This is a genomic window from Paenibacillus macquariensis, assembly GCF_900156375.1.
In the GTDB taxonomy this organism is placed as follows: domain Bacteria; phylum Bacillota; class Bacilli; order Paenibacillales; family Paenibacillaceae; genus Paenibacillus_AQ; species Paenibacillus_AQ macquariensis.
On the sequence record NZ_FTNK01000017.1, the window covers coordinates 123,097 to 134,351 of the forward strand.

General features: G+C 41.0%; 7 protein-coding genes, 13 tRNA genes and 2 rRNA genes. 3 read left to right on the plus strand and 19 right to left on the minus strand.

Going from position 1 to position 11,255, the window contains the following annotated elements; all coding sequences use genetic code 11:
- Positions 1–30: 30 nt before the first annotated feature.
- From BW961_RS23440 to BW961_RS23455, 4 genes are all read right to left on the minus strand, one after another.
- On the minus strand, positions 31–3,213 hold the full coding sequence (locus BW961_RS23440) for a copper amine oxidase N-terminal domain-containing protein (RefSeq protein ID WP_068592466.1): 3,183 nt from the start codon (positions 3,211–3,213) through the stop codon (positions 31–33).
- Positions 3,214–3,395: 182 nt separating this feature from the next.
- Complete coding sequence (locus tag BW961_RS23445; RefSeq protein ID WP_068592464.1) at positions 3,396–3,623, minus strand: hypothetical protein; 228 nt, start codon at positions 3,621–3,623, stop codon at positions 3,396–3,398.
- Between the two features lie 298 nt (positions 3,624–3,921).
- Positions 3,922–4,224 carry a TFIIB-type zinc ribbon-containing protein gene (locus BW961_RS23450; RefSeq protein WP_068592462.1) on the minus strand — a complete coding sequence of 101 codons (303 nt, stop codon included), beginning with the start codon at positions 4,222–4,224 and terminating at the stop codon, positions 3,922–3,924.
- 232 nt (positions 4,225–4,456) lie between these two features.
- Positions 4,457–5,260: a YheC/YheD family protein gene (locus BW961_RS23455; RefSeq protein WP_068592459.1), complete on the minus strand. Its 804-nt coding sequence runs from the start codon at positions 5,258–5,260 to the stop codon at positions 4,457–4,459.
- A 159-nt stretch (positions 5,261–5,419) separates the two neighbouring features.
- Between BW961_RS23455 and BW961_RS23460 the strand changes: the two genes are divergently transcribed.
- From BW961_RS23460 to BW961_RS23470, 3 genes are read left to right on the plus strand one after another with little or no spacing between them, the layout of a single operon-like run.
- Positions 5,420–6,667 carry a phenylacetate--CoA ligase family protein gene (locus tag BW961_RS23460; protein WP_068592457.1) on the plus strand — a complete coding sequence of 416 codons (1,248 nt, stop codon included), beginning with the start codon at positions 5,420–5,422 and terminating at the stop codon, positions 6,665–6,667.
- Complete coding sequence (sbnA, locus tag BW961_RS23465; protein WP_068592455.1) at positions 6,667–7,650, plus strand: 2,3-diaminopropionate biosynthesis protein SbnA; 984 nt, start codon at positions 6,667–6,669, stop codon at positions 7,648–7,650. The genes BW961_RS23460 and sbnA overlap by 1 nt, the downstream gene beginning before the upstream one ends.
- Complete coding sequence (locus tag BW961_RS23470; RefSeq protein ID WP_068592453.1) at positions 7,647–8,609, plus strand: 2,3-diaminopropionate biosynthesis protein SbnB; 963 nt, start codon at positions 7,647–7,649, stop codon at positions 8,607–8,609. The genes sbnA and BW961_RS23470 overlap by 4 nt, the downstream gene beginning before the upstream one ends.
- A 655-nt stretch (positions 8,610–9,264) precedes the next feature.
- On the opposite strand, the gene BW961_RS23475 is transcribed toward BW961_RS23470, so the two are convergent.
- From BW961_RS23475 to BW961_RS23545, 15 genes are all read right to left on the minus strand, one after another.
- Positions 9,265–9,335, minus strand: a tRNA-Gly gene (locus tag BW961_RS23475).
- Between the two features lie 12 nt (positions 9,336–9,347).
- A tRNA-Pro gene (locus BW961_RS23480) sits at positions 9,348–9,421 on the minus strand.
- Between the two features lie 9 nt (positions 9,422–9,430).
- Positions 9,431–9,507 (minus strand) — tRNA-Arg (locus tag BW961_RS23485).
- 101 nt (positions 9,508–9,608) lie between these two features.
- A tRNA-Lys gene (locus BW961_RS23490) sits at positions 9,609–9,681 on the minus strand.
- A 65-nt stretch (positions 9,682–9,746) separates the two neighbouring features.
- Positions 9,747–9,822: transfer RNA gene (locus BW961_RS23495), tRNA-Thr, on the minus strand.
- A gap of 28 nt (positions 9,823–9,850) precedes the next feature.
- A tRNA-Phe gene (locus BW961_RS23500) sits at positions 9,851–9,926 on the minus strand.
- Between the two features lie 23 nt (positions 9,927–9,949).
- Positions 9,950–10,027, minus strand: a tRNA-Asp gene (locus tag BW961_RS23505).
- A gap of 17 nt (positions 10,028–10,044) precedes the next feature.
- A tRNA-Thr gene (locus BW961_RS23510) sits at positions 10,045–10,120 on the minus strand.
- A gap of 30 nt (positions 10,121–10,150) precedes the next feature.
- Positions 10,151–10,226: transfer RNA gene (locus tag BW961_RS23515), tRNA-Val, on the minus strand.
- 27 nt (positions 10,227–10,253) lie between these two features.
- Positions 10,254–10,328 (minus strand) — tRNA-Glu (locus BW961_RS23520).
- Between the two features lie 4 nt (positions 10,329–10,332).
- A tRNA-Asn gene (locus tag BW961_RS23525) sits at positions 10,333–10,408 on the minus strand.
- A gap of 3 nt (positions 10,409–10,411) precedes the next feature.
- A tRNA-Ala gene (locus tag BW961_RS23530) sits at positions 10,412–10,487 on the minus strand.
- Between the two features lie 23 nt (positions 10,488–10,510).
- Positions 10,511–10,587, minus strand: a tRNA-Ile gene (locus tag BW961_RS23535).
- Positions 10,588–10,644: 57 nt separating this feature from the next.
- A 5S ribosomal RNA gene (gene rrf, locus BW961_RS23540) occupies positions 10,645–10,761 on the minus strand.
- Positions 10,762–10,940: 179 nt separating this feature from the next.
- Positions 10,941–11,255: ribosomal RNA gene (locus BW961_RS23545) — 23S ribosomal RNA — on the minus strand; the annotation flags it as partial.

The window sequence follows — 11,255 nt, forward strand, 5'->3', positions numbered from 1 at the left end:
AACTCTTTCCAAATCCTAAACGATTTCTAGTCATACTGATTGTTCTGATTTCACCAGCGGTGCTGGTGTTTCTGGTGATGATGATGGTGGTGTTACTGGTGGTGTTACTGGCGGTGTTACTGGCGGTGTTACTGGTGTAGAGAGCTGTACTATACCACCTGCAACACTCAGAGCATTAACTGTACTTACAATTCCATTAGCCACAGTAAGAACAACAACATTGTATCCATTTTCTGTGGTAATAACCCCTCCGCTAGTGTCTTTCGCTGTAGCTGGTAAGAACTGCGAAATATTCGCACCTTGTTTAGTAGGTACAACTATATAATTTCCAGAACCGACGTTATTAGCCTTATTTAAATCAAAAGAACCAATTTCACTCGATTTCACGACCATAATTCTATACTCTTGAACCGCATTCTCATTAGCTGATGCTGTAAATCTAACTTGGACGTCACTTGCATTGCCGGTTTTGTTAACCGATGTAGCGGACAAGTTCGTCACTCCATCCACCACTACAACACTTGAAAGCGTAATATCAGTTGATCCTGAAGATAAGGCATTATTACCGATATAACTTCCCGTTCCCACAGATAATACATAAGCTCGGTAGCTTTCACCGTTTTTAATCTTTGCTCCGTCTACATCTCTTGCTTCCGTTCCGAGTATCTGACTAATGTTACCCCCAGTTTTTCTTACGGGCGTATAATTCGAGTTAGGCAATTGATTTGCCATTGCAGGAGTGAAATTAGATGCATTTTTTGTTTTGACAATCATTACACGATATTCACTAATCGTAGATTCATCATCTATTCGATTAAATGAAACCTGCAAATCACTACCATTATTATTATCACTCACATCACTTACACCAAGATTCGTTACAGCACTAACATTGTAATTACTTGATAATGTGATCGTAGATGAGTAATCTGATAATACATTACTACCAGCATTATTCCCCGTTCCTACAGATAGAACAAATACCCGATAGTTCACACTATTCTTAATCGCGTCACCATCTACATCTTTTGCATTCGAGGCAAGTATTTGTCTAATATCATACCCCGTCTTACTTACATTCGTATAGTTGGAGCTAGATACTCTATTGGCTGATGCTAGGTTGAAGTATCCTGCATCTGCAGACTTCACAACCATAATACGGTATTGACTAATCGTATTTTCATCATTTATGCGATTGAACGAAACCTGCAAATCACTACCATTATTAAAATCACTTACATCCTTAACACCAAGATTCGTTACAGCACTAACATAATTATTGCCTGATAACGTAATCGAAGATGAGTAATCTGACAATGTATTGTATCCTGAATTACTTCCCGTTCCCACAGATAGGACAAATACCCGATAGCTCACACCATTCTTAATCGATGCACCATCTACATCTTTTGCAGTCGTTCCAAGTGATTGGCTGATATTGTATCCCGTCTTACTTATATACGTATAGTTGGAGCTAGATACTGCGTTAGCTGAAGAAAGACTAAAGCTATTCGCATTTCCGGATTTCACAACCATGACACGATAATGGCCAATATTGGATTCATCGTATGGTTTGTTGAAAGAAACACGTAAGTCTCGACCATCATTATAGTCACTTACGTCAGATACATTAAGATTAGTTACAGCACTAACATTAGAATTGGCTGATAACACAATGGCAGATGAGTAAGCTGATAAGACATTGTTTCCTGAATAACTTCCCGTTCCTACAGACATTACAAATACCCGATAGCTTACACCATTCCTAATCGTTGAACCATCTACGTCTCTTGCACTGGAAGAAAGGACTTGGTTGATATTGTATCCCGTCTTATTTACATTCGTATAGTTATTGCTAGATACGCCATTCGCCTTAGTTTGATCAAAGTTATACGCATTGTTTTCTTTTACTACAAAAATACGATAAGAGCCTATTTTGGACTCATCTGACACTTTATTAAAGCTCACCGACAAGTCACGTCCATCGCCATAATCGCTCACATCATCTACTCTTGTAATCACAGGAGCAACCACAGGATTGTTATTCAAAATGATAGAAGAAGACCCAGACGATAATTTATTTGAATACGTATTGCTATTATTACTTACGGATAGAACAAACACCGTATAAGATACGCCGTTCCTAATCAGTTCTCCCGCGGTATCTCTAGAAGATGAAGTTAATGTAGTTGTTAATGTTGTACCTGATTTGTTAACTGTCGTGTAGTTACTGCTAGAAACGCCATTTGCGGTATTTACGTCGAATTTGCTAGCATTCGTAGTCTTCACGACCATAACCCTATAATTAGCGATATTACTATCTGTTTGTGGCTTTGTAAAAGTAACTTTCAAATCACGTCCATCACCATAGTCACTTACATCAGTAGGTGTAACGCTCGTTACAGATGCCACTGGGGAACCCACAGATAAAGTCACGGTTTGAGAAGCATTAGAGAGAATACTTGAAGTTGAATCCTTCCCTACAGTAAGTACATATACATTATACGATTGATTCGCCTTAACTAATTCTCCATTTGTATCCTTAGCCTGATTGGACAACGTTAGAGATACATCCCTTCCGTGAACTGGAACAGATGTATAGTTATAGTTCGATAAAGCTGTTGTCACATTGAAACTCGAGGCATTCGCAGACTTCACAACATAAATGCGGTACTCGCCCACACCATTCTCTTTCGCTGCCTTAGGAAAGCTTACATCCAAGTCGCTTCCATTTCCCAATTGACCATTAACTCTTACATTTACATAGGATACTGGGTTTACTTCTGTAGAAGTAGTAATGGTCACTCTTTGAGTGGAAGAATTCCAATCAACCTGTTCTCCCAATGCCTCGCTGACAAAACGAACTGGAATCATCGTTCTACCATTTATACTCTGGACAGGTACATCTAAAGCTACTGTTGAATTATTGATCGTTGCCGTTTTTGCACCCAACTTCAAAACGATTGTGTTGCCATCTTTATTTGCTGTTACGACCTTCGTATTTGCATTCCAATCTACCCTCGCATCTAATGCTTCAAAGATAGCACGCAGAGGTAACAGAGCTCGACTCGAGACTACAATTGGCGCCTGATCCGTTGATAACTTTACGCCATTAATATAAATACCAATAGGCGCAGCAGCCTGCACTTGACTTTGAAGCAATCCAGAACCCACGAGGATACTGGCCACAATGATTGACACGATCTTCTTCATTCAATTAAGCCTCCCTAATCTCACGTTCATCTCAAAATTTTCTTTCCACTATCTTTGACGTAACGACCGGGCCAAAAGTTTCCAATTTTTATTCTTTATTTTTAAATCACTGAAAATGTATGCAAAATAAAAAGACACCTCATATGGTGCCTTATACGATCACTAATTTATGGAATGGATCATTAAGCTTTTTTCATAATTTGTTCAATTTCGCTTTTCAGCAAAAGATATCTATGCGTACTTCTCATAATTGGAATTTTATTCAATTTATTCTTCTCTACATATACTTTCATCTGATCCTTCGTAAGACCTAACCAATTTCCAGCTTCGGTAATGGTTAACACGGCTTCATTACTAGTAGCATTGAAAGTTTTTTTTACTTTTTGATTCCAATCTTCAAATTCTTGCATATCAATATCATCAACCTTTCTTATGACTCAGTCGATGATCCAATTGACTGATAAGTCTATTATACCACGATCCGCTGCTCTTGTGTGGGGTTGAATGTTTCCATGTCCTTTAAAATCCTTAAAATAGCTCACTTTTGTCATATCAATATCGATTGAACTAAAATTTACGCTCACAAGTTCAATCATTTTAAAAAGAGAATCATAAATGAGGGGTTGTCTTTAGGTCAATCTACAATCTAGTTAGCTATAACAAAACCTCCAACTCTAAAGATTGGAGGCCTATACCATGAATTTTATTTTAAAATAAATCACTTAACATATCAAGAACTGGATTCTTCTTTTTATGTTTATTCTTGTTATATTCTGATGAATCCCTATCATGATTTCTTCTATTATCATCTTCGTACCTATCATCTCTTCTTTTACTATCATCATTGTGCCACTCATTATACTCTTGTCGCACTTCTCGTATGCCCGACATTAATTTATCTAACTCCCCGCGATCTAACCATACCCCTTTACATTCTGGACAAACATCTATATGAACCCCATTCTTATCAACTTCTCTCATTCTAACTCCATCACAGATTGGACATTTCATGCATCTTCCCCCTTACATATTTTTCTAGAATACTACGTTTGAAGTGAACTAAGGTTTCAAATCAATAGTAATCAAAGCTTACAAATAACAACTCGTAAGCATTGATTGATTCCTATACGTAAATTATCTATAACATTCCTTATTTCGCACTAATTTGATCGCCCTTTCATTCACTTTATATTTTCCGGGCAATAATTTATGGTGAAAACAACTATTTCATGTCGAAATAAAGTTATACGTTTGAAGTAGGTACAGATTTCTGCGCTTTATTGCATTTCAGTTCATATACCCTACCATAAGATTTAGCGTATTTCACAATGGTCTCAATCATTGTAGCATCAGACAACTTCGTGAATGGACAAGGGTCTGGTCTTGTATTCACTTCAAGAATCCATAACCGAAGATTACGATCCACCGCAATGTCCAGTCCTAACTCGTTCATGTTTGGGTATGAAGCACCGAATTGTTTAGCAGTATTTAGTCCAATTGTCTTCATCTCTTTAACCAGTTTCTCCGCCTTTGTAATGTCCGCTACTTTACTTAATATCTCTTCGGCTGCATATATAGTGCCACCTTGGCTTCCATTCGTAACCGCCTTCTTGGGATGTGCAAGCCTTGCGGCAACACCTGTACACTCCCAAATGCCTTTTTCGTTACGCTGTACCATAACTCGGAAATCAAACGGACGATGTCTATGCTGCAACATAACAATCCCTTTCTGTACTAAATAGGGTGTACTCCCAATTCGACGCTGAATGGACACGTACATCTGCCGAAATGTTCTAAATGTGTATGTGCGAGTCCCATCTCGATATTGATATAACGCCCCATTCTGCTCAACTCTTATTACCCCAATTCCAAGTGAACCACACACAGGCTTAATATATACCATCTTGTATCGATTCAACATAAGCAATAGTCTACTGTGGGTTAAGCCTGCCGTATGAGGTATATAAGGGATTAATGCAGGATCTTGTAATAAGACTTTCGTCTTAACAAGCTTACTTGATACATATTTCATCATGCTTTGGTTCATATATAGATTCCCCTTCTCCTAAACATTCGAGTACTACCTATTAACTTTATGGATCACAGCCCATTTAGGTGAATATGGATGGCTATTTTTTTGCCTATAGATGAACCTACATGGATAAATGTACATAGGGTACAGCATCAAGACTTACGGAGGATCAATATGCGTATTAGCGATGACTTGGCACAACTGATTCAGCGAACAGGCGAACATTTCCGGTGGTACGAACGTCTGCTAACGACAACTCATGATGAACATACAACCGCAGTTGAACGACTCGAAGATCTTCCTCTTCTGACATCTACTATATTGGAGGATCATTACTATATTCCTGAGCATCCTTTTGAACAACGTCATGACTTACACTGTTATCAGACATCTGGAACAAGCCGTAATTTTAGAAAAAATATCTATTATTCTAATCAAGATGAAGACAACTATATCCGAATCAAAACAGACGTTCTCAGTGGTATTTTAAATGCGTATCCAGCCACACGAGCATTAGTCGATATGGGAACAGGGCACGCGGCAGCTACTGCAGAAGTTATATTCCGTCGATTAGGGCTTGAAGTTGAGACTGTATCATTTCAACTACCGATTGAACAGCATTTAGAGCGGCTTGCCTCATTTAGACCTGACGTGTTATACACCATGCCTTCTATACTTGACCGTATTCTACTAGCCTCCGATGATCCATCTACCTATGGCATTCGTAAGGTCATTCTTGTAGGTGAGGTAGCATCTCTAAGCTGGCAACAACGTGTAGCAGAGCAACTAGATTTAGAAAAAGAGGATATCACGGATACCTACGGTTCTATTGAAATCGGAACAATAGCACGATATCAGCATGGCGTTGATCGATACATCGTTGTTGATGGAATTATAGCTGAAGGTCTCACACCAGATGAATTAGGTATTCATGAATTTGAATTAGCAGATGATGAGCGGGTCCTTGTCCTTACTTCTACGGTCCGCGAAACATTTCCAGCCATTCGGTTCGTCACATATGATGTTGTACGTGATTTCCGCACTATGATCGTGGATGGGCAATGGAGACAAAGCTTTCGGAGCATGGTTAGACGCATAGGAAGTGAACTTAAACATGGGGAGAAAATCAGTATTTATGATATAGAAAGTGTCGTGTACTCTCATGTTCAAGACGTGAACATTAAAGTCCTGACGTCGAATAACCTTTTGACCATACAAATCATCACTAGATCAGAACCTGTAGACTCTCTTGTACTACAAGCGATTCAGTATGATATAGCACATTGTATCCCTGAGATCGGCATTATGATTCAGAATGGATTATTAGAAGACATTCAAGTTACTCATGCTATTTACGATGACTCACAACATAGAAATACTATTAAATTAAAAAGAATCTATAACAGTAAAGAGGTGTTCTAATGAACATTGATGAGGGTATATTCCTTACCATCGGACGCACACCATTGATCCCACTGCGCCGATTGTTCGAGCAGGCATCTTTCGATGTGTTCGGTAAGCTTGAAATGATGAATCCAGGTGGAAGCTCCAAAGACCGATCCGCGTTGAATATGATTCGTGAAGCGATCAAGCGGGGTGACCTTCACGAAAATTCAGTTGTTATTGAATCTAGCTCAGGCAATCTAGGTATAAGCCTTGCTCACATATGTCGTTATTTGGGTCTACGATTCATCTGTGTTGTTGATCCTCGTACAACAGAACAGCACAAAGCCATTATCCGCAGCTTCCATGGGGAAATTGACCTTGTGACTCATAAGGATATAGAGTCGGGTGAATTCCTCCCTGCTCGTATACGTCGGGTAAATGAACTGCTCCAGGATATTCCTAACAGTTATTGGACGAATCAGTATGGCAATCCAGACAACTACCGCGCACATGAACTTACAACGATGCCTGAAATTATGGACTCGCTAGGGAAAGTAGATTATCTATTCTGTGGCGTTAGCTCTTGTGGAACCATTCGGGGTTGCATGGAATATACACGCAAAAATAATCTTTCAACGACAATTGTAGCCGTGGACGCTCAGGGTAGCATTATTTTCGGAGGTGAAAAGGGTCCACGCCATTTCCCAGGACTCGGCGCAGGTGTAGTTCCTGCACTTTATCATCCAGATATTGCAGATAGGGTCATTCATATTTCCGATACAGCATGTGTTAAAGGATGTCATGATCTTGTTCATTACGAATCCATCATGGCAGGTGCTTCATCCGGTGGCATTATTGCCGCTATTCAAAGAATGGCACCCTCCATTCCTGGGGGCTCTACCTGTGTCGCTATTTTGCCTGATCGAGGTGAACGATACTTAGACACGATTTATAATCCTGCTTGGATCGAATACAAATTGAATAAATACCCTATGGATTCTCTGGAAGCTCAGCTATGAAATATTTAAATGATGATCATATTAACGCCATCGGTATAGATTGGACAAAACTTATCGGCATGATCGAGACCACTGTACTTACATTAGCTAAGGGTGACTATTCTCAGCCCATTAAGCCTTATTTACGTTTTGGAGACCCATCCCAGCGGATCATTGCCATGCCTGCCTTCGTTGGTGGAGAAATTGAGATGTGCGGAATCAAATGGATTGCAAGTTATCCCTACAATTGGCGAAAAGGACTTCCTCGCGCGCATAGTACCATGATCCTAAATGACCCAAGCAATGGAAAACCTCTAGCCATCATCGAAAGTAGTCTGCTCAGTGGTCTACGGACAGCTGCTGTTAGTGGTCTCGTTCTTCAACATTATGCCGCAGTTCGCAAGCTAGAATACATTCGATTAGGCATTGTGGGATGGGGACCTATTGGACATCTTCATGCCTCGATGAGCGCAAGCGTGCTTGGTGATAAACTTAGCCAGATTATGCTTTTCGACATCAAAGGAATTAAACCTAACACTATTGATCCCCTGCTACGTCCAAAAACTGAGATAACGAATGATTGGCGTGAAGCTTACCGCAATTCCGATATATTTGCGACCTGTACGGTGTCTAACAAGCGATATATTGATGAACTACCTCCAACGGGCATGCTCCTCCTCAACGTGTCATTGCGAGATTACATGGCTAGCAGTGTCAGAGATATTGGAGCCATCCTTGTAGATGATTGGGATGAGGTGTGTCGTGAGAATACAGATATTGAACAGCTACATTTAGACCACGGACTGACACGAGAAGCAACTTTCACACTAAGCGATATGGTTATAGCCAATCGAATGGCCGATTATGACGTTACCGAATCTATCTTCTTCAATCCCATGGGACTTGCCGCCTTTGATGTCGCTATCGCGGCTTACTACTTGCGTGAAGCAGATCGTTTAGGGATAGGGGTTAATCTTTAAGAATGTTAAATTGTCGTTACATTAAAGAGGGAGCTCTTACTTTTGTCGTTTTGATAGTCAGATAACTAAAACTACAAAAGAAGGCTCTTCTACGTGATAACGAATACATAGAACAGAATTATAATTAAATATATTCCTCTAACTTTGATTACATTATTGGAGCATTTCTATGATATCATTTCCTTGCGTACAACTATTTTTCAAGAAAATTAAGAGTAAATCCTAAAGGAGCTAGGTTAAGTGATGCATTATTTAAACATTTATGGACTGCGGTATATAGTGTGATCGGTTCCGGTGCTGTATTTATATTTATTTTATATGGAAGCAGTAATCAAAAGTCGACGATCAAGATAAATTGATTGCTATCTTCTCTATGACTTTTATTATTTATGTTATTTATTTTATCCTTATTCTACTCAAAAAGTTCTTTTAAATTGACTAGTCTTTACTCTTACTGCTTGCCAATAAATGAACTGAATCCGCAGGTACGCAACTTATTGTTACTTGTGATATCAAATTCACCTATCAAAGTAACTATTTCTTAAACCTAACAGACTCCAAAGCAACGATTTCCTTAAAGGATTCAAGTATGAATTTATCATTCTATTGCAAATAAAAAACCCTTATACAGGGTTTTTCACGTTTAAAGCTATGAAGCGGGTGATGGGAATCGAACCCACGCTATCAGCTTGGAAGGCTGAAGTTCTACCATTGAACTACACCCGCATAAAAGAAAAATCGGGACGACACGATTTGAACATGCGACCCCCTGGACCCAAACCAGGTGCTCTACCAAGCTGAGCTACGTCCCGAAATGAGAATGGTGCGCCCAGAGAGATTCGAACTCCCGGCCTTTTGATTCGAAGTCAAACGCTCTATCCAGCTGAGCTATGGGCGCTAAATCAAAAGAAAATGGAGCGGACGACGAGAATCCAACCCGCGACCCTCGCCTTGGCAAGGCTCTACCGCTGAGACACGTCCGCAATACGAACAATACAATGGGTCATGAAGGGCTTGAACCTTCGACACCCTGATTAAGAGTCAGGTGCTCTACCAACTGAGCTAATGACCCACAAATAGTTAGAGAAATAGATTTAACTACTCACTAACATCCCTTGGGATCTTTCTAATGTAATATGGTGCCGCCGAGAGGACTTGAACCCCCAACCTACTGATTACAAGTCAGTTGCTCTACCAGTTGAGCTACAACGGCGCACCCACAAAACTTAAAAAAAAATCAATGGTGGCTCGGAACGGAATCGAACCGCCGACACAAGGATTTTCAGTCCTTTGCTCTACCGACTGAGCTACCGAGCCAAATATAGTATTAATAATAAAAATGGCGGAACCGACGGGATTCGAACCCGCGATCTCCTGCGTGACAGGCAGGCATGTTAGGCCAACTACACCACGGTTCCACACTTTTTAGTAAAAATGGTGCCGTCGAGAGGACTTGAACCCCCAACCTACTGATTACAAGTCAGTTGCTCTACCAGTTGAGCTACAACGGCAAATCTATTCTAGCTTGTTTAAGATAAATATGGTGGAGGCTGAGGGGATCGAACCCCCGACCCTCTGCTTGTAAGGCAGATGCTCTCCCAGCTGAGCTAAGCCTCCGAATCTATCATAACAAATCTATTAAAATGGTGACCCGTAGGGGAATCGAACCCCTGTTACCTCCGTGAAAGGGAGGTGTCTTAACCGCTTGACCAACGGGCCTTAATGGCTCCCCGAACAGGGCTCGAACCTGTGACAACTCGATTAACAGTCGAGTGCTCTACCAACTGAGCTATCAGGGAATATGGTGGAGCCTAGCGGGATCGAACCGCTGACCTCCTGCGTGCAAGGCAGGCGCTCTCCCAGCTGAGCTAAGGCCCCATATTGGGATATGAAAAAATACATGGTGGGCCCTGGTGGACTCGAACCACCGACCTCTCCCTTATCAGAGGAACGCTCTAACCAACTGAGCTAAGGGCCCTAATCTATACACCTATATATTCTAGGCAAAAAAAAACCACATGATTAGTGGTATTTCGCTTGGCGACGTCCTACTCTCCCAGGACCCTGCGGTCCAAGTACCATCGGCGCTGGAGGGCTTAACGGTCGTGTTCGGGATGGGTACGTGTGGAACCCCTCCGCTATCGCCACCAAACGTGCATTTGTGAAAAAAATGCATTATCCAGGTTCAGCATAGCCATATGCTGTAAATCAAGTCTTCTTTAATCCGTTACTAGAACTTCATAAAGTTAATTTGATTCCCTGAAAACTAGATACGAATGAATTTGCAGTTCGAAACTTGCATTTGCTCCTAAAGCCTAAACTCCAGAATATTAGGATAAGCCCTCGACCGATTAGTATTGGTCAGCTCCATGCATTGCTGCACTTCCACCTCCAACCTATCTACCTCGTCGTCTTCAAGGGGTCTTACTAATTGGGAAATCTCATCTTGAGGGGGGCTTCACGCTTAGATGCTTTCAGCGCTTATCCCGTCCGCACGTAGCTACCCAGCTATGCTCCTGGCGGAACAACTGGTACACCAGAGGTGCGTCCATCCCGGTCCTCTCGTACTAAGGACAGCTCCTCTCAAATTTCCTGCGCCCACGACAGATAGGGACCGAACTGTCTCACGACGTTCTGAACCCAGCT

Coding starts and splice junctions, on each gene's coding strand:
- BW961_RS23440 (WP_068592466.1), bottom strand. CDS start 3,213: ATGAAGAAGATCGTGTCAATCATTGTGGCCAGTATCCTCGTGGGTTCT.
- BW961_RS23445 (WP_068592464.1), bottom strand. CDS start 3,623: ATGCAAGAATTTGAAGATTGGAATCAAAAAGTAAAAAAAACTTTCAAT.
- BW961_RS23450 (WP_068592462.1), bottom strand. CDS start 4,224: ATGAAATGTCCAATCTGTGATGGAGTTAGAATGAGAGAAGTTGATAAG.
- BW961_RS23455 (WP_068592459.1), bottom strand. CDS start 5,260: ATGAACCAAAGCATGATGAAATATGTATCAAGTAAGCTTGTTAAGACG.
- BW961_RS23460 (WP_068592457.1), top strand. CDS start 5,420: ATGCGTATTAGCGATGACTTGGCACAACTGATTCAGCGAACAGGCGAA.
- sbnA (WP_068592455.1), top strand. CDS start 6,667: ATGAACATTGATGAGGGTATATTCCTTACCATCGGACGCACACCATTG.
- BW961_RS23470 (WP_068592453.1), top strand. CDS start 7,647: ATGAAATATTTAAATGATGATCATATTAACGCCATCGGTATAGATTGG.